The following is a 15,833-nucleotide window of genomic DNA, read 5'->3' on the forward strand; positions in this document are numbered from 1 at the left end:
GGGCAGACGGCTACACCCTCTAGCCGTGGCTACGACCTCCAGCCAATGGACGCGCGTGCGGCACCGACGGGCCGCCGTGATGGACGAAGCGCTCGACCACGCCGTGGCGCTGATGAGCGAGCAGGGCGTCGGCGCGCTGAGCGTCTCTGAGGTGGCCCGGCGGATGGGCATCCGCGGGCCCTCGCTCTACAAGTACTTCCCCTCCCGGCACGCGTTCTACGACGCCCTGTTCGCCCGCGGGCTGGCGAGTCAGCAGGCGGCAGTCCGTGCCGCCGTCGACGGTGTGCCGCGCGGAGTGCCGCGGATCCGGGCCGGCGCGACGGCCGTCGTCCGCTGGGCGGTGGAGCACCCGGCCCTGGCACAGCTCCTGCACTGGCGGCCGGTGCCCGGCTTCGAGCCCTCCCCCGGCGTCTTCGCCCCCGCCGAGGGCGAGATGGTCGACGTCCGCGCCGAGTTCGCGGAGGCCGTGCGGCTGGGCCAGCTCGCGCCCGGCGCCGACTCCGACGAGGTCGTCCGGCTCTACACCGTCGTCCTGTCCGGCCTGATCTCCCAGCAGCTCGCCAACCAGCCGGGCGCGACCTACGCCGAGGGCGTCTTCAGCCGGCTCACCGAGATCGCGATCGACTCGTTCCTCTCGCCCCACTTCTCCTGAGGAGTCGCCATGCAGACGCTCGACCGCGACGAGGTCAGCACCGTCGTCGCCGCGCCGCCGGAGGCCGTCTATGCGCTGATCGCGGACGTGACCCGCACCCCCGAGTTCAGTCCGGAGGTGTCGAGCTGCAGGTGGCTGGACGGGGCCGCCGGACCCGCCGTCGGCGCGCGGTTCGAGGCGGTGAACGGAAGCGCGGCCGGGAAGACCTGGCGGAACCGGCCGGTCGTGACCGTCGCCGACCCCGGCCGGGAGTTCGCCTTCGTCCGCACCGAGCCGTTCGCGGGGTCGATCGCCTGGCGCTACCGCTTCGAGCCGGTCGAGAACGGCACGCGCGTGGTGGAGAGCTACGAGGTGCTGCGGCCGGTCAGCCGGCTGGGCTGGTTCGTCATCGAGAGGGTGTTCCGGGGCGGCGACCGCCGCGCGGCGCTGCGCGATGGGATGCGCACCACTCTCGAACGCCTCCGCGCCGCCGCGGAGACCCGGTCGGACGCCGTCGGCCGATGACCGGGCGCCAGGCGTTCGCCCACGACGCCGTCCTCGCGCTGGCCTCTGACGGCGACGACCGGGTCCCCGGCGGGGAGATCACGGTGGCGCTCTGCGGGAGCTGGTCGCACGAGCCGCCGTGCCCGCTCGCCCCGCACCACACCGGTGCCCGGCGATCCGGGGCGGAGCTCACCCTGCGCCTCCTCTTCGCAGCGGCACCGGGCGACGAGGCGCGGGTCCGGGCGCTGATCGAGGAGGCACTTGCCCGCGGTGAGGGCGCGGACCCCAACGGCGTCCGGACGTCGTGGCGGCTGCTCCGGGCCGGCCCCTCCCCCGTCCGGCCCGAGGAACGCGACCACGCGGAGCATCTCCTCCGGAGCTGAGCCCCGACCGGCCACTATGGCCATTGTGGTCGCTAGGTGCCCAGTTCGCGGGAGGGACCACACGCCGCGGCCCGGTCGAGCAGGAGCGCCCGCTCGCGCTCGTTGCGGGTGAGCGAGGCCGCGCGCTCGAACTCGGCGCGGGCCTCGTCCGAGCGGCCGAGCTGGGCCAGCAGATCGCCGCGGGCGCTGGGCAGGAGGTGGTAGCCGCGCAGGGCGGGGACGTCGAGCAGTGCGTCGACCAGCTCGAGGCCGGCCTGCGGTCCGTACGCGCGGGAGACCGCGACCGCGCGGTTCAGCTCGATCACCGGGGACGGCGACACCTCGGCGAGCGCCTCGTACAGCGCGGCGATGCGTGCCCAGTCGGTGTCCTCGACGCTGCCGGCGCGGGCATGGCAGGCGGCGATGGACGCCTGGAGCCCGTAGGGACCGAGCGCCCGGCCCAGCTGCTCGGCGCGGTCCAGCGCCGCGAGGCCGCGGCGGATCAGCACGTGGTCCCACCGGCCACGGTCCTGGTCGGGCAGCAGCACCGGCTCGCCCGAGGGGGTCACCCGGGCCCGCAGCCGGGAGGCCTGGATCTCCATGAGCGCGACGAGGCCGTGCACCTCGGCCTCCCCCGGTGTCAGCTCGGCGAGGATCCGGCCCAGCCGCAGGGCCTCCTGGCACAGGGCCGGGCGCACCCAGTCCTCCCCCGCCGTCGCCGAGTACCCCTCGTTGAAGATCAGGTAGACGACCTCCAGGACCGACCCGAGCCGGGCGGTGAAGTCCGGGCCGGTGGGCACCTCGAACGGCACCCGGGCGGCGGTCAGCGTCCGCTTCGCGCGCACGATCCGCTGCGCGACCGTCGGCTCCGCGACGAGGAACGCCCGGGCGATCTCCTCCGTGGTGAGCCCGCCGAGCAGCCGCAGGGTCAGCGCCACCCGCGCCTCCCGGGACAGCACCGGGTGGCAGGAGATGAAGACCAGCCGGAGCAGGTCGTCCTCCACCACCTCGTCGAGCGCGGCGGCCCAGTCCGGCTCCTCGGCCTCGGCGAGCTCCCGGCCCAGCAGGGCGGTCTTGCGCTCCAGCCGCTCGGACCGGCGGAACGCGTCGATCGCCCGGTACTTGGCGGTGGCCATGAGCCAGGCGCCCGGCTTGGCCGGCACGCCGGTCTCCGGCCACCGCTCCAGCGCCGCGACCAATGCGTCCTGCGCGAGCTCCTCGGCATGGCCGACGTCGCCGGTGACGCGGGTGAGGGCGGCGATCAGCTTCGCCGACTCCATGCGCCAGACGGCGTCGACGACGCGGGTGATGTCCGCGCTCATCGACGCCGTCCGGGCGGAACAACGATGGGCATCAGGCCCCGTGCTGGGCCTCGGAGGTGGCGCGCAGCCGGTCCTCCTGCTCGCGCAGCTCCGGGGTCATCGCGTCGCCGAAGTCGTCGGCGGTGGCGACCTGCCGGACCTCGACCTCGCCGTCGCGGAACGGCGCCTTCCTGACCCACTCGAGCACCTCCTCGCGGGAGGAGACCTCCAGGATCCAGAAGCCCGCCACCAGTTCCTTGGTCTCGGCGAACGGCCCGTCGACGACGGTCGAACTGCCGTCCTTGTCGAACCGGACGCGGGCCCCCTTGGAGCTGGGGAGCAGCCCCTCGCCGGCGAGCATGACGCCGGCCTTCACGAGCTCCTCGTTGTACGCACCCATCTCGGTGAGCTCCTGCTCGGTGGGCAGAACGCCCTTCTCCGAGTCCTCGCTGCCCTTGACGATCACCATGAAGCGCATCGCTGAGTCTCCTGTCGTGTGCTGTTCCGTGGCGGGGGCCGGTCGTCCTGACCGGCGCGGAGCCCGCTCTACTCACACGTCGAACGACCTTCGCCCGGATCGACACGACTCCACAAGATTTTTTCGGCCGTCGAGTGGGGTAGGAAGCTGCCGTGGCGGACAGCGAGGGCACCGGTGGATTCGCGGAGCGACTGGGTGCGGAGGTCGAGATCGCCGACGACGGTTCGGCGCGGGTCCGCTTCACCGCCCGTGAGGAGCACCTGAACGGGGCCGGCACCCTGCACGGCGGGGTGCTGGCCACCTTGGTGGACACCGCGATGGGGGCGGCGGTGCGCAGCACCACCGACGACGGCGACGTCCCGGCCACCAGCCAGCTGACCGTGACCTACCTCCGCCCGGGACGGCCCGGCCGGCTGGAGGTGACCGCGAAGGTCCGCACCCGGGGAGAGCACCTGACGGTCTGCGAGGCCGACGTCGAGCAGGACGACCGCAGCCTCGTGCACGCCGTCGCCACGTTCGCCCTCCTGCACCACTGACGCCGGATCGCAGCGCTCCGGAGTCGCCCGCGTCACCCGACCGGGTGGCAGCGGGCCCCTCGGCTGCCGATGACATTCCTGACGGGGGCGCCGCCCGGACGGAGCGCATCAGCAACCTTCGTGGCCGTTCGTTCTCGTCAGCCGCCGGGAACCCGCAGGTCAGCGGCGTGTCGAGGTCAAGCCCGGACCCCCGGGTCGCCGTCTCGACAGGCCGACATGTCGACCCGTCGGCCCTCTCGACGGTTCGCGAACAGCCCGGTGGGGCTGGCGCACCCGAGTAGCGTCGACACGTACACCTGTTTTCCCGAGGAGGCACCCCGTCACCACATGGCCTGGACGCTGCGCAGAAGCACATCTGGGTTGCCCCTGCCGGGGTGACCGGACCATCCACGAGGAGCGGTCGAAGGAGATCAGCGAGGCCCGGTCCCACTCCCAGGAGTCGGTCGACTGCCCCGAGTGCGGCGCGTCGACGACGCCGCTGAGCATCGTCAGCTGGGGCCACTGCCGCGCGTGCCGCACCGCCCAGTCGCGGGAGATGTACCCCCTCCGCTGGTGATGCAGGACTACCCGTGCGCCGCCCTTCGTTGCACGGGGGCATGACCACAGCAATCTGGAACGGCGCCGTGATCGCCGAGTCCGACGACATCGTGACCGTCGAGGGGAACGCCTACTTCCCGCGCGCTGCCGTGCGCGAGGACGTCCTGCGGCCCTCAGCCACGCACACCCTGTGCCCCTGGAAGGGCACGGCCTCCTACTTTCACCTCGAGGTCGACGGGCAGACCAACCGCGACGCCGCCTGGTACTACCCCCAGCCGAAGGACGCCGCCACGGAGATCACCGACCGGGTCGCCTTCTGGAAGGGCGTCGAGGTCCGGTAGCCACACGGGGATCAGGCTGCGCCGACTGCCACCGCCTGGCAGACCAGCCGCCGCTTCGCGAGTTGCAGCGTCAGGTGGCCGACTGCGACCACGCCCACCGCGAGCACACCGACGGCCCATCCCGGCGCCCCGCCCCGGACCGCCGCGACCACGGCGAAGCCGTCGGCGAGGGCGATCAGGGTGAAGCCGAGGTGCTCCAGGTAGGCGGCGGTCGGCCCGCCGGTCCGCACGGGGCTCCGGCGGACGGCGAGCTCCGCCCGGACCACCATGACGCCGGCGAGGCCGATCAGGCCGGCGAACACCGCCCGCGCCGTGGTGTCCGTGATCGCCCAGTCGACCAGGACCGCCGGGACCAGCGCGGCGAGCATCACCGCCATGGCGGCGCGGTAGACGCCGAGGAACCGGCCCGACTCCGCGGAGAGGACGCCCGCCCCGAACGCGAGGGTCGCGGCGACGGCGTGCAGGGTGATGAACAGGGTGTTGGCCATGTGCGCTCCCCGGGGCCGGCGTGTGGTCGCCAGGCTCGACCTTCCACAGTGGGATGTCAAGGGTGCGGCGCGAGGATCCCCGGCAGCGCGGCGAACCAGTCCAGCACCGCCTGCTCGTGGCGGAGCCCGAACTCGAGCGTCGCCAGCCGCGCCGGATCCACGGTCCGCGCGCCGGCGAGCTGCTCCTGAGCGGCGCGATAACGCGCCAGCCGCTCGGCGTGCACGGCCCGCTGGGCGTCGACGATCTCGCCGAGGCGGCCCGGGGCCAGATGGCCGGCGAAGGCGATCGTCAGCAGGAGCGGGATGCGCACCTGGTCGGCGCCGGGCTCGCCGTCCAGCCACTCGGCGAACGCCGAGCGGCCGGCGGGTGTGACCGCGTACGGCTTGCGCTCCCGGGGTCCGGGCGGGCCGGCGCTGACCAGTCCACGCTCGGCCATGGCGGCGAGTTCCCGGTACACCTGGCTCTGCGTGAGGGACCAGAACTCACCGATCCGCTCCTGCGCCGCCGCGATGAGGTCCCAGCCGGTCATCTCCTTCTCCAGCAGGAGACCCAGCAGGGCGGCGGCGGTGGCGTTGAGCCGGGGACCTGGGCCTTCTGCCGGCGGCGATGTCACGCCCGGCATGCTGCCACCGACGCCGGGCGGGACGACGAGGGTCAGCTCGGGCGGGAGCCGGCCAGGTCCCGGGCGGCGGTCGCGGCGTCGTCGTCCAGCTGTCCGGCGATCGACTCCTGATAGGCGTCCCAGGCCTCCTGCGTCGTGACGTCGAGGGCGGCGGCGATCTGCTCCCAGCCGGCCCCGCCGCGCAGCGCGGCGCGGATGCCGACCAGGCGGCTGCCGTGGGCCTTGCGCGACACCACCTCGCCGAGCGCGAGCAGTTCCAGCGCCTCGTCGACGTCGAGCGAGGTCTCGGCCACCCGGAACGAGCGCCAGGAGTCCTCGTCGTCGTCCCGGACGACGTTCAGCGCGGTGTCCCCGTTGTCCCGGCGGCTCAGGAAGTCCAGCCGGGTCGCGGCGGTGGTCAACGAGAACTCGGGCTCGAGGGCGTCGGGGGTGATGCTCATGTCCTGAGCCTTACCCGTCGGCCCCCGTAACCCCAAACGACCCGGCGGCGTGACACCGACGACGTCCCTGCGCCGCGCGTGCCGCGACGCGACGGACACGGGAACGCACGGAGGGCCCGCACCCCCGAGTGGGATGCGGGCCCTCCGAAGGGATGGTGCGGGATCAGCTGGGAACGCCGACCGCGTCCTTGGCCAGGTCGGCCAGGGTGGTCTGCGCGGCGCTGACCACGTTCGACCGGTCCTTGTGGGTCTCCTCGTAGCGGATGACCACGCGGATCTCGTGGGCGTCCTTGAGGTTCTTGATCGCCTTGACGGCGTCACCGACGGAGAGCTGGTCGAAGTTCTTGATCGGCAGCTCGTCGGCGGAGACGTCGCCCAGCTCCTCGCGGGCGGTCTTGGCCGCCTCGGCTGCGTCCTTGTTGCCCTCACGACGGGCGATCTGCTCGGCGCGACGCAGCGAGGCGCTGCGGCCGGCGGTGAGCGTCTCGCGGGCGGCGTCGGCGAGAGCGCCGACCCGGCCGACGACACCGCGGACGGTGTCCGAGGTCTCCTCACCGGCGTTCTGCACGGTGTCGACGACGTTGTTCACCGTGTTGGCGACGAAGCGGACCGGGGCGTTGGCCGCGCGGGCCACACCGCCGGCGACCTTCTGCAGCGGCGTCGCAACAAGCGCGGCGGGGCCACCGAGGGCCTCCTCGGCGAGGACGACGGTCAGCCACTCGACGGTCGCCTCGTGGGCGGTGATGAGCTTCTCCGCGAGCTGACGGACCTGGGTCAGCTCGGCCTGGTCGGCGAGCACCTTGACGTAGGTGGCGCGGTCGAGCAGCTGGTGCTCGAGCGCGAGGTCGCTCAGCAGCGCCTCCTCGAACGGGGCGGCCTGCTCGAAGGTGGCCTTGAGGATGGCGCCGAGCCGGCCGATGGCCGGGGTGACGACGTCCGGCACGCCCCCGAGGGAGCGCAGCTGCTCGGTGATCTCGAGCGACCGCTTGGCGGCGTTGTCGGCGTTCTGGGTCAGCTCGCGGCGCACGGCGTCGGTACGGGCCTGGGAGATCCGCGTCCGTGCGACCTGCTCCTCGGTCTGCGTGAGCAGGACGAGGGCGCGCAACTGGTTGATGATCTTTGTGTTGTGAGCCATGAGCTCTCTATGCCCATGGATCCGTCGTGCTAACTCCAGCAAGCGGATTGCAAGCAGTGAACTGCGTCACGCCGGCGCCGGTCGGGGCCGCCGCGCAAGCGCCGGAGCCGCCCCGTAGCGCGGCTCTCGCGGTTGCGCCGCGGCTCTCGCCGACCGCGCCGCCGCTCACGGGGACGGCGGGCGGTACTCCCCCGCGACCTTCCGCGCCGAAAGTCCCCGGGGGCGCGGGACTCTCGGCGCGGAACGTCCGAGCGGCGATCAGGCCGACGCCGGCTCCTGACGGGCACGGACCAGCGGACGGCCGTTCGCGCGGAAGCGGAGCACCGGCTGCGTGTCGTCGAGGGCCGGCCGGGGGGCCACGTGGATCCGGCGGGGCGGCGTCGACGACGGCGGCAGAAGCGTGCCGCAGCCCACGCAGTAGCGGCCCCGCTGGTCGGCGGCGCTGCAGTGCGAACACGTCATGGTGTGCCTCCCCGAGCTGAACTGGCCCGCCGGTGCGGGCGCGGAAGAGTCGCAGGCGGCATCGCGCCGCCGCTACGTGAAGGTGGCGCTGGGACGAGATGTGACCGGACCGAGACGTACCGGATCCTCGCGACCGGCCGGGCGCCACGGTCGGCTCCCCGGTGCTAGACCAGTCGCATGCGGCACCGACGCCGCCTCGCGGCGGGCCTCGCGGTCGCCCTCTGCGTGCTGACCGGGTGCACCGCCGGCGATCCCGCTGCCGGTCCTCCCGTCGTCGCCGCCCCCACGGCGGACGCGCCGAGGGGCCCCGGGCCGCTGACCACGCTCCTCGGGGCCGTCGACCTCTCCCCCGCCGTCCCCGGCGTCCCGACGACCGCGGCCGCGGCTGTCGGGGCACCCGACGGCGGTGCGTTCGTGCTGCTGAGCCCGCCCGATCCCGCTGTTCCCCACTACCTCGCCACCGTCGCCCGCACCGGCAGCGGATACGCGGTCACCGGCTCGGTCCCGGTCCCCCGGCTCCGCCCGATCTGGGACCTGCACGCGCTCGCGGACGGCACGGCGCTGGTCTCGGGCCAGTTCCGCGGCGAGGAACCGGGCTACGGCTTCCTCTCGGTGGACCCGGCCGGGGGCGAGGTCAGGGCGACGGTCGTCATCCCGTTCGAGGACGGGACGGACCTCGCGTTCGGCTCGTCGGTGCTGTCACCCGACGGAGAGACGGTCACCCTCTTCCTCAGCAGCTTCGTCGACGGGCGGCGGCTCGACCTCCTGATGTCCGCGGCGACCTCGGACGGGCGGATCCTCGGCGGGCGGGATCTCTTCGAGGAGGTGCGGGCCGTCTCGGAGTCCGGGATCGGCCCGTGGTCGACCTGGCTGTTCGCCCGCCCGGACGGCGGGGTGACCGTCGTCTTCGACGCGTACCCGCCGGGTGCGGGCATCCTCGGCGTGCCGACCGCGGTCCGCTACGACGAGCTGCTGGAACCCGTGGGCGGACCCGTCGCGCTGACCCGGGAGGCGGCCAGCGCCCAGCTCCGGGCGGTCGCCGGGGCTCCCGACGGGACGGTGTTCGCCCGCGTCGAGGCCCAGGCCCGCAACTGGCTGCTCGCCCTCGCGCCGCGAGGTTCGTCCGGCACGCAGCTGCTGGACCTCGGCGGGCAGGACGCCGACGACGCGATCGTCGTCGACCCCGCGCTGGGATGGGTGCTGCTGCCGGCCGCCGGAGGTGCCCGGGCGGTCGACCTCGCCACCGGCGGCAGCACTCCGGTCGACCTGGGCTGCCCGGTCGAGGTCACCCAGCTGCTGCCGGGCCGCGGCGCGGCGAGCGCCCTGATACTGGGCCGGTGCAGCACCCCGGACGGCGGGCACCCGACGCTGTGGGTCCTGGCAGCGGCGCAGTGAGCCGTCCATGCGTCGCGCCCGGGCTGCGGGCCGGCGCGCTGGCCGGGCTGCTCCTCCTGGTGACCGGCTGCCCCGCGTCCCCGCCGTCCGTCGCCGCGCCGTCGACGTCGTCCGCGAGCGAGCTGCCGGGACGCCCGACCGCACCGCCGGCGCCGGTCTACGCCGGTCCTCCGCCCGGCGCGCCGCCCACTGCGGGACCACTGACCTCGGTGCGCGGGGCGGTGGACGTGAGCCGGGCCATCCCGGGGTACTTCACCCGCGCCGAGGCGGTCGTGGGCGGACCCGACGGCGGCGCCTTCGTCGTGGTCAGCCCCGAGCAACCCGGCCCCGAGCAGCAGCTGGTCACGGTCTCCGGGGCAGCCGGCGGGTTCGGCATCGTCCGGTCGGTGCCGATCCCCGCGATCGAGGACGTCTCGGCCCTGCACCTGCTCCCGGACGGCACGGTGGCGGTCACCGGCCGGCTGCAGTCCGCCGGCGTGCCGGGCGGCGGCTACGGCTTCCACGTCGTCGACCCTGCGGCGGGCACGGCGCGGACGACCCCGGTGCCGTACGGGGACGGCGCCGTCACCGCGTTCGGCCGGTCGGCGCTCGCCGCGGACGGCCGGACGCTCTACCTCTTCCTCTCCGTGAACACCCAGGCGGCGTCGCGGGAGCGACTGCTCGCCGTCGACCCGGCCGGCGGCGGCGTCCTCGCCGAGCGCGATCTCGGGGACGACGTCGCCGCCGTGTCGCAGGTGCCCGTCGGCCACGAGGTGGCGGGGCTGGTGGCGCGGCCGGGCGGCGGGGTGACGCTGGCCTTCGACGCCACACCCGAGGCCACCCGACGGGACCGCGTCCCGACGCTGCTGACCTTCGACGCGCAGCTCGCGCCGGTGGGCGAACCCGTGGGGGTCACCACCCTGTCGGAGGGCGGGGAGACGCAGGCGGTCACGGCGGGGGCCGACGGCACCGTCTTCCTTGTCGTCGAGGTGACCGAGGGCGCCTGGATCATGGCGGTGCCCGACGCCGGCGGCGCCGGTCCGGTCCTGGTGCAGCTCGCCGACCACCTCTACGACTACGCCCTGTCCGTCGAGGCGGCGCAGGTGTGGGCGCTGCTGCCGGCCTACGAGGGCGCGCGGGCGGTGGATCTCACCACCGGGGAGATCCGTGGGCCCGTGGACGTCGGCTGCGCGGGCCAGGACGTCCGCAGCATGGTCGCCGCGGGGGACGGCGCCCTGCTGATCGGCGAGTGCAACAGCCCGCGGACGCGGACGCAGATGCTCTGGTTCCTGGGCCCCTGAGCCGGACGTCGTCCGCCACCGCTCACAGCCTGTCGAGTGCCTCGGCGAGGTCGATCACGTCGGCGTACTTCGCGTCGAGATCGGCGAGGTTGTTCTCGTGCAGCCCGGCCGTCCGGTCGGCGCAGGCCTGCCGCACGACCATCGGGTGGAAGCCCGAGTTGATCGCGTCCATGGCGGTGGCCCGCACGCAGCCCGACGTCGAGACGCCGGCGAGGACGACCGTGTCGATGCCCGCGGTGTGCAGCGTGGGCGCCAGCGAGGTGCCGAAGAACGCCGAGGCGTACTGCTTGACGACGACGACCTCGCCGGCCTCCGGTTCGAGCGCGAGCTCGCCCCAGTCGCCGGGCGCATCCTCCGCGAAGCAGGCCAGCGCCGGCACCTTGCGCACGAACAGGCCGCCGTCCCCCAGGCCGGGTGCGTAGCGGACGACCGTCCAGACGACCGGGACGTCCTTGTCCCGCGCCGTCTCGACCAGCTCCGCGGCGGCCTCGACGGCGGCCCGGGCGCCGGGCAGGGCGAACGGCCCGTCCGGGTGGATGTAGGCCCGGACCAGGTCGATCACCACCACCGCCGGCGTCGAGCCCCACCCGACCCGGCCCGAGAACGCCGACCCGTGCGGGCCGGTCATTCCCCCACCAGGCCCACCGTCGTCACACCCAGACCGGGCGCTTCGGCGCGGGCAGCCCGGTCTCCTCCTCGCAGCGCTCGAGCAGCTGCTCGATCGGCGGGCCCATGTCGAAGACCGGCAGCTCGGCGGGGCGGTCGGCGCGCATCTGGTCGCGCAGGTTCTCGGTGGCCTCGGCGTTCACGCTGCCGTCCTCGTCGACGCAGACCCCGTAGCGCTCCGCGCCCTTCGCCGTCACCAGGCCGCGCCGTACCTCGAGGGCCACCAACTCCGGATCGCGCTCGAGCGGATCCCCCCAGCCGCCGCCGCCCCAGGTGACGAAGTGCAGGACGTCACCCGGCGAGACCGGGACGTCGTGGCACTTGCTGGGCAGCACCTGCCGGGTGCCGTCGGCCCGCTCGACCCACTTGGTGCCGCGGGCGCCGGGGAGCCCGCCGTTGACGCCCCACGGATAGGTCAGCCAGCGGTCGTCGTGGATGGCGATGGTGCCCGGCTCCTCGAAGACGTAGGCGACGTCGACGCCGTTGCCGCCGCGGTGCACGCCCGCGCCCCCGGTGTCGGCGACCGTCTCCCACTTCTCGATCCGCAGCGGGTAGTAGGACTCGAGGTACTCGCAGGGGATGTTGACGAACGAGGGCCACAGCGAGTGGCCGTCGGGGCCGTCGCCGAGCGGCCGGCCCGGGATGCCGCCGAAGCCGATCGAGTACAGCTGGAACCACTCGCCCTTCCGCTCCCCGGTCGAGTAGTGCCCGGAGTACATGAAGTGCGGCGACGAGGAGAAGCCGGCCGCGTTGAGCAGGGCCGGGTTGGTCTGCCCCAGCAGCCCGCCGAACAGGTCGAACACCCGGCCGATGCCGTGGTTGCGGCCCGACAGCGCGGCCGGGAACTTCGGCTTCCAGTACGAGCCGTCGGGGATCGTGACGTCGACAAGCGGGTAGAAGCCATCGTTCCAGAGGATCTGCGGATCGGCGACGGTGATCATGTAGATCCCGAAGAACATCCGGGTCAGGTTCTCGTTGATGTAGTAGTTGATCGGCCCGGCCGCCTGGGGCGAGGAGCCGGTGAAGTCCAGGTGCACCTTGTCGCCGGTGCGGGTCAGCGACAGCTTGAGCTCGTAGGGCCCGTTGCCGATGCCGTCGTCGCAGATGTAGTCGGTGAAGGAGAGCGTGCGGTCCTCCTCGAACACCATCGACAGCAGCACCTTCATGGCGTCGTAGTTGCGCTGCAGCAGCGCGTCGAGCGCCGACAGGTAGGTGGCGGTGCCGAAGCGGTCGCACATCTCGACCACCCGGCGGGCGGCGGTGCGGCAGGCGGCGACCAGTCCGTTGAGGTCGGCGCGGTTCCAGTCGGGCTTGCGCACCTGGTTGAGGATGATCCGCAGCGCGTCCTCGTTGAGCTCGCCCTTGCGGTAGAGCTTGAAGGGCGGGATGACCACGCCCTCCTCGTAGATGGTGCGCGCGTCGGTCGGCATGGACGACGGCGTCTTGCCGCCCACGTCGGACATGTGGCCGAACATCGAGGCCCAGCCGACGACCCGGCCGTCCTTGAAGATCGGCACGACCAGCAGCCAGTCGTTGGCGTGGCTGATCGCCGCCCCGCAGGCGTACGGGTCCGACGTCAGCAGGACGTCGCCCTCCTCGACGGTGTCGTCGAACCCCTCGAGGAAGTCCGGGATCGAGAGCCCGAACTGGCCGACGACCATCTTCCCGTCGGGGTCGCCGATCAGCGGGAACTCGTCGTGCTGCTCGCGGATGCCCGGAGACAGCGCCGTCCGGAAGAGCACCTCGTCCATCTCGTAGCGGGCGTTGCGCAGCCCGTTCTCGATGAGGTCGAGGGTCACCGGGTCGACCTCGACCCGTTCGACGGTGCCGGTCGCGGTCTCGATGATCTGCGCCATGTCGCTCAGCCCTTTCCGGGGTTGATCAGCAGGGATCCGGACGCGTGCACTACGGCCGCGTGGCCGGGCAGGACGAGGGTCGTGGAGTCCATCTCGGTGACGATCGCGGGACCTTCGACGACGTCGTCCGCCCGGAGCCTCGTCCGGTCGTAGACCCGTGCGGTCACCTGCTCGCCGCCGACGTGGATCGGGTGCTCGGTCACCAGCGCCGCCTTCGGGTCCCCGTCGCCCCGCTCGAGGTGCACCGGGGTGACGTCGGGCCGCGGGCCGGTGACGGTCGCCCGTGCGTTGACGAGCTCGTGGTCCACGTCGAGCAGGAACGAGAACAGCCGGCTGTGCTCCGCGTCGAAGGTCTCCCCCAGCCGCGCGAACGACCCGTCCGGGTCGTCCAGCCAGGCCGCGTCCACCGTCACCGGGATCTCGAAACCCTGCCCGTGGTACCGGACGTCGACCGAGTACAGGACCGTCTGGTCCTCCGCCGGGGTGCCCTGGTCGGCCAGCCGCTGACCGGCGTCGTCGGCCAGCTCCCGCAGGATCGTGACCAGGTCCTGGCCGGTGAGGTCGGCGAACCGGCGCAGCACCGTGCGGGCCGACTCGTCGCGGCGGCTCGTGGTGGCGTCGCCGAGTGCGCAGAGCACCCCCGGGGACGGCGGCACGATGACCGGCCAGGCCCCGGTGAGCTTCCCGAGCGCATTCGCGTGCAGCGGGCCGGCACCGCCGAAGGCGACCAGCGCGAAGTCCCGCGGGTCGAAGCCCTGCTGCACCGAGACCAGCCGCAGGCCGCCGAGCATGTTCTCGTTGACGATGTCGACGATGCCGGCGGCCGCGGCCTCCGGCGACTCCAGCCCCATCGCCTCGGCCACCTTGCCCACCGCCGCCCGGGAGGCCTCGACGTCGAGCGTGATCTCGCCGCCGGCCAGCGCCGAGGGCAGGTAGCCGAGGACGACGTTCGCGTCGGTGACGGTCGGCTCCACACCGCCCTTGCCGTAGGACGCGGGGCCCGGGTCCGCGCCGGCGGACTGCGGACCGACGCGCAGCGCCCTGGTCAGCTCGGGTACGTGCGCGATCGAGCCGCCGCCGGCGCCGACCGTGCGGACGTCGACGCTGGAGGCGCGGACGGTGAGGTCGCCGACCTTGGTCTCCCGGCCGATCCGCGCGCTCAGGTCCTGGACCAGCGCGACGTCGGTCGACGTGCCGCCCATGTCGAAGGTGATCAGGTCGCGGTAGCCGCACTGCTCGGCGACCCAGACCGCGCCGGTGACGCCGCCCGCCGGACCGGACATGAGCATCGTGACCGGGGCGGCGGTGGAGGCGGCCGCCGACTGCAGGCCGCCGTCGCTGCGCAGGATGGCCAGCTCGCCGGTGACGCCGCCCTCGCCCAGCTTGGCCGAGAGGGTCTGCACGTACTTCTGCACCTGCGGCTGGACGTAGCCGTTGGCGACGGTGGTCAGCGTGCGCTCGTACTCGCGCATCTCCGGCAGCACGTCGGACGACAGCGACACCGGGACGCCGGGCAGCACCTCGGCGGCGATCGCGGCGATCCGCTTCTCGTGCGCCGGGTCGGCGAAGGAGTTGATCAGGCTGACCGCGAGAGCCTGGATGTTCCGGCCCTCCAGCTTGGCCAGCTGCGCACGGACGTCGTCCTCGTCGAGCTCCCGGACGACCGCGCCGTCGGTGGCGATCCGCTCGTCGACCTCGACGGTGTTCTCCAGGTCGGCCAGCGGCTCGGGCTTGGGCCAGATGATCCAGCCGGCCAGGCCGCCGGGCACGTAGGAGCGGGCGATCTGCAGCACCTGGCGGAAGCCCTTGGTGGTGACCAGGCCGACCGTGGCGCCCTTGCCCTCGAGGATGGCGTTGGTCGCGACCGTGGTCCCGTGCAGCACCTGGGCGATCTCGCTCATCCCGATCCCGGCCTCGGCGCAGGCCTTGCCGATGCCGTTGAGGACGCCGATCGCCTGGTCCTGGGGGGTGGACGCGGTCTTGGCCCGCCAGGTCGAGCCGCTGTCCTCGTCCACCAGCAGGACGTCGGTGAAGGTGCCGCCGACGTCGACACCGAGCCGGTAACTCATGAGGCCTCCTCGTTCCTGGGCGGTGCAGCCGCCGGTTCGGCACCGGCTGCTTCGATCGCGGCGCGGACCATGACCGCGCGGGCGTTGTGGATGTGCGCGGTCATCACCGCGCGGGCCCACGTCGCGTCGCCGGCGCGCAGGGCGGCGACGATCTCGACGTGGTGGGCCAGGCTGCGGCGCAGCGACGCCTCGTCGTAGGCGTGGAAGTTGCGCAGCACGATCGGCGGGTGGATCGCGCCTGCGAGCGCGGTGGCCAGCGTGGGGTGGTCGGCGAGGGTCACCAGCCGGTCGTGGAAGGCCCGGTTGAGCGGGACGAGGGCGTCGAGGTCCTGGTGGGGACCCGGCGAGCCGACGTCGGCCATCCGGTGCGCGAGGTCGTCGAGTTCGGCGACGTCGGCCGGGGCGGCGTTCGGGACGGCGTACGCGGTGAGCTGCGGCTCGATCGTCGACCGCAGGTCGAAGACGCCCTCAAGCTCGGCGACGCTCCAGGTGGCGACGCGGGCGCCACGGTTGGGCTGGATCTCGACGATGCCCTCGGCTGCCAGGCGGCTGAGCGCCTCGCGGACGGGCGTGCGGCTGACGCCCAGCCGGTCGGCGAGCTCGACCTCACCCAACCGCGCGCCGGGGACCAGCTGACCGCCGAGGATGAGTTCGCGCAGGGCGTGCAGCACCCGCTCGGCGGACGTCAGAGACCGTGTCACCCGTCACACTCCCCGGAAGATTGTGTGC

General features: G+C 73.5%; 18 protein-coding genes. 7 read left to right on the forward strand and 11 right to left on the reverse strand.

Annotation, left to right across the window (positions count from 1 at the left end; all coding sequences use genetic code 11):
* Positions 1 to 25 precede the first annotated feature (25 nt).
* Genes E4P39_RS12695 through E4P39_RS12705 form a run of 3 tightly spaced genes read left to right on the forward strand, consistent with a single transcriptional unit; the run spans position 26 to position 1,518 of the window.
* Positions 26 to 652: a TetR/AcrR family transcriptional regulator gene (locus tag E4P39_RS12695; protein WP_135136949.1), complete on the forward strand. Its 627-nt coding sequence runs from the start codon at positions 26 to 28 to the stop codon at positions 650 to 652.
* Positions 653 to 661: 9 nt separating this feature from the next.
* Positions 662 to 1,156: an SRPBCC family protein gene (locus tag E4P39_RS12700; protein WP_135136950.1), complete on the forward strand. Its 495-nt coding sequence runs from the start codon at positions 662 to 664 to the stop codon at positions 1,154 to 1,156.
* A complete protein-coding gene (locus tag E4P39_RS12705; protein WP_135136951.1) occupies positions 1,153 to 1,518 on the forward strand; it encodes a hypothetical protein in 366 nt (121 codons plus the stop codon). The genes E4P39_RS12700 and E4P39_RS12705 overlap by 4 nt, the downstream gene beginning before the upstream one ends.
* A 32-nt stretch (positions 1,519 to 1,550) precedes the next feature.
* Here the strand turns inward: E4P39_RS12705 and E4P39_RS12710 are convergent, their stop codons facing one another.
* Both E4P39_RS12710 and E4P39_RS12715 read right to left on the reverse strand, forming a co-directional pair.
* Positions 1,551 to 2,819 (reverse strand): RNA polymerase sigma factor, encoded by a 1,269-nt coding sequence (locus E4P39_RS12710; RefSeq protein WP_135136952.1) that lies wholly within the window; start codon positions 2,817 to 2,819, stop codon positions 1,551 to 1,553.
* A 31-nt stretch (positions 2,820 to 2,850) separates the two neighbouring features.
* Positions 2,851 to 3,276, reverse strand: coding sequence for a YciI family protein (locus tag E4P39_RS12715; RefSeq protein ID WP_135136953.1), 426 nt, complete (start codon positions 3,274 to 3,276; stop codon positions 2,851 to 2,853).
* 152 nt (positions 3,277 to 3,428) lie between these two features.
* Here E4P39_RS12715 and E4P39_RS12720 point away from each other — a divergent pair, with 152 nt between their 5' ends.
* Both E4P39_RS12720 and E4P39_RS12725 read left to right on the forward strand, forming a co-directional pair.
* Entirely contained in the window at positions 3,429 to 3,812 is a 384-nt protein-coding gene (locus tag E4P39_RS12720) for a PaaI family thioesterase (RefSeq protein ID WP_135136954.1), read from the forward strand.
* Positions 3,813 to 4,408: 596 nt separating this feature from the next.
* Complete coding sequence (locus E4P39_RS12725; RefSeq protein WP_135136955.1) at positions 4,409 to 4,690, forward strand: DUF427 domain-containing protein; 282 nt, start codon at positions 4,409 to 4,411, stop codon at positions 4,688 to 4,690.
* Between the two features lie 11 nt (positions 4,691 to 4,701).
* Here E4P39_RS12725 and E4P39_RS12730 read toward each other — a convergent pair whose 3' ends face one another.
* The 5 genes from E4P39_RS12730 to E4P39_RS12750 form a co-directional block, all read right to left on the reverse strand.
* The gene (locus E4P39_RS12730; RefSeq protein WP_135136956.1) at positions 4,702 to 5,178 is read right to left on the reverse strand and encodes a hypothetical protein; all 477 of its coding nucleotides are present in this window, start codon (positions 5,176 to 5,178) and stop codon (positions 4,702 to 4,704) included.
* 56 nt (positions 5,179 to 5,234) lie between these two features.
* Positions 5,235 to 5,792, reverse strand: coding sequence for a PadR family transcriptional regulator (locus tag E4P39_RS12735; protein WP_209306512.1), 558 nt, complete (start codon positions 5,790 to 5,792; stop codon positions 5,235 to 5,237).
* A gap of 41 nt (positions 5,793 to 5,833) precedes the next feature.
* Positions 5,834 to 6,241 (reverse strand): hypothetical protein, encoded by a 408-nt coding sequence (locus E4P39_RS12740; RefSeq protein WP_135136958.1) that lies wholly within the window; start codon positions 6,239 to 6,241, stop codon positions 5,834 to 5,836.
* Between the two features lie 163 nt (positions 6,242 to 6,404).
* Complete coding sequence (locus E4P39_RS12745; protein ID WP_135136959.1) at positions 6,405 to 7,376, reverse strand: ferritin-like domain-containing protein; 972 nt, start codon at positions 7,374 to 7,376, stop codon at positions 6,405 to 6,407.
* Positions 7,377 to 7,634: 258 nt separating this feature from the next.
* On the reverse strand, positions 7,635 to 7,838 hold the full coding sequence (locus E4P39_RS12750) for a hypothetical protein (RefSeq protein WP_135136960.1): 204 nt from the start codon (positions 7,836 to 7,838) through the stop codon (positions 7,635 to 7,637).
* A 177-nt stretch (positions 7,839 to 8,015) separates the two neighbouring features.
* Here E4P39_RS12750 and E4P39_RS12755 point away from each other — a divergent pair, with 177 nt between their 5' ends.
* Both E4P39_RS12755 and E4P39_RS12760 read left to right on the forward strand, forming a co-directional pair.
* Complete coding sequence (locus E4P39_RS12755) at positions 8,016 to 9,233, forward strand: hypothetical protein (RefSeq protein ID WP_135136961.1); 1,218 nt, start codon at positions 8,016 to 8,018, stop codon at positions 9,231 to 9,233.
* Positions 9,230 to 10,513: a hypothetical protein gene (locus E4P39_RS12760; RefSeq protein ID WP_135136962.1), complete on the forward strand. Its 1,284-nt coding sequence runs from the start codon at positions 9,230 to 9,232 to the stop codon at positions 10,511 to 10,513. The genes E4P39_RS12755 and E4P39_RS12760 overlap by 4 nt, the downstream gene beginning before the upstream one ends.
* A gap of 22 nt (positions 10,514 to 10,535) precedes the next feature.
* Here E4P39_RS12760 and E4P39_RS12765 read toward each other — a convergent pair whose 3' ends face one another.
* The 4 genes from E4P39_RS12765 to E4P39_RS12780 are packed head-to-tail and all read right to left on the reverse strand — an operon-like array spanning position 10,536 to position 15,805.
* Complete coding sequence (locus tag E4P39_RS12765; protein ID WP_135136963.1) at positions 10,536 to 11,141, reverse strand: isochorismatase family protein; 606 nt, start codon at positions 11,139 to 11,141, stop codon at positions 10,536 to 10,538.
* 22 nt (positions 11,142 to 11,163) lie between these two features.
* On the reverse strand, positions 11,164 to 13,035 hold the full coding sequence (locus tag E4P39_RS12770) for a hydantoinase B/oxoprolinase family protein (RefSeq protein WP_135136964.1): 1,872 nt from the start codon (positions 13,033 to 13,035) through the stop codon (positions 11,164 to 11,166).
* Between the two features lie 5 nt (positions 13,036 to 13,040).
* Complete coding sequence (locus tag E4P39_RS12775) at positions 13,041 to 15,104, reverse strand: hydantoinase/oxoprolinase family protein (RefSeq protein ID WP_135136965.1); 2,064 nt, start codon at positions 15,102 to 15,104, stop codon at positions 13,041 to 13,043.
* Positions 15,101 to 15,805, reverse strand: coding sequence for a GntR family transcriptional regulator (locus tag E4P39_RS12780; RefSeq protein WP_135136966.1), 705 nt, complete (start codon positions 15,803 to 15,805; stop codon positions 15,101 to 15,103). The genes E4P39_RS12775 and E4P39_RS12780 overlap by 4 nt, the downstream gene beginning before the upstream one ends.
* Positions 15,806 to 15,833: the final 28 nt, after the last annotated feature.

The sequence above is a fragment of the Blastococcus sp. CT_GayMR19 genome, from assembly GCF_004570385.1.
Classification (GTDB): Bacteria; Actinomycetota; Actinomycetes; order Mycobacteriales; family Geodermatophilaceae; genus Blastococcus_B.

Coding starts and splice junctions, on each gene's coding strand:
- E4P39_RS12700 (WP_135136950.1), top strand. CDS start 662: ATGCAGACGCTCGACCGCGACGAGGTCAGCACCGTCGTCGCCGCGCCG.
- E4P39_RS12705 (WP_135136951.1), top strand. CDS start 1,153: ATGACCGGGCGCCAGGCGTTCGCCCACGACGCCGTCCTCGCGCTGGCC.
- E4P39_RS12710 (WP_135136952.1), bottom strand. CDS start 2,819: ATGAGCGCGGACATCACCCGCGTCGTCGACGCCGTCTGGCGCATGGAG.
- E4P39_RS12715 (WP_135136953.1), bottom strand. CDS start 3,276: ATGCGCTTCATGGTGATCGTCAAGGGCAGCGAGGACTCGGAGAAGGGC.
- E4P39_RS12725 (WP_135136955.1), top strand. CDS start 4,409: ATGACCACAGCAATCTGGAACGGCGCCGTGATCGCCGAGTCCGACGAC.
- E4P39_RS12730 (WP_135136956.1), bottom strand. CDS start 5,178: ATGGCCAACACCCTGTTCATCACCCTGCACGCCGTCGCCGCGACCCTC.
- E4P39_RS12740 (WP_135136958.1), bottom strand. CDS start 6,241: ATGAGCATCACCCCCGACGCCCTCGAGCCCGAGTTCTCGTTGACCACC.
- E4P39_RS12745 (WP_135136959.1), bottom strand. CDS start 7,376: ATGGCTCACAACACAAAGATCATCAACCAGTTGCGCGCCCTCGTCCTG.
- E4P39_RS12750 (WP_135136960.1), bottom strand. CDS start 7,838: ATGACGTGTTCGCACTGCAGCGCCGCCGACCAGCGGGGCCGCTACTGC.
- E4P39_RS12755 (WP_135136961.1), top strand. CDS start 8,016: ATGCGGCACCGACGCCGCCTCGCGGCGGGCCTCGCGGTCGCCCTCTGC.
- E4P39_RS12765 (WP_135136963.1), bottom strand. CDS start 11,141: ATGACCGGCCCGCACGGGTCGGCGTTCTCGGGCCGGGTCGGGTGGGGC.
- E4P39_RS12770 (WP_135136964.1), bottom strand. CDS start 13,035: ATGGCGCAGATCATCGAGACCGCGACCGGCACCGTCGAACGGGTCGAG.
- E4P39_RS12775 (WP_135136965.1), bottom strand. CDS start 15,104: ATGAGTTACCGGCTCGGTGTCGACGTCGGCGGCACCTTCACCGACGTC.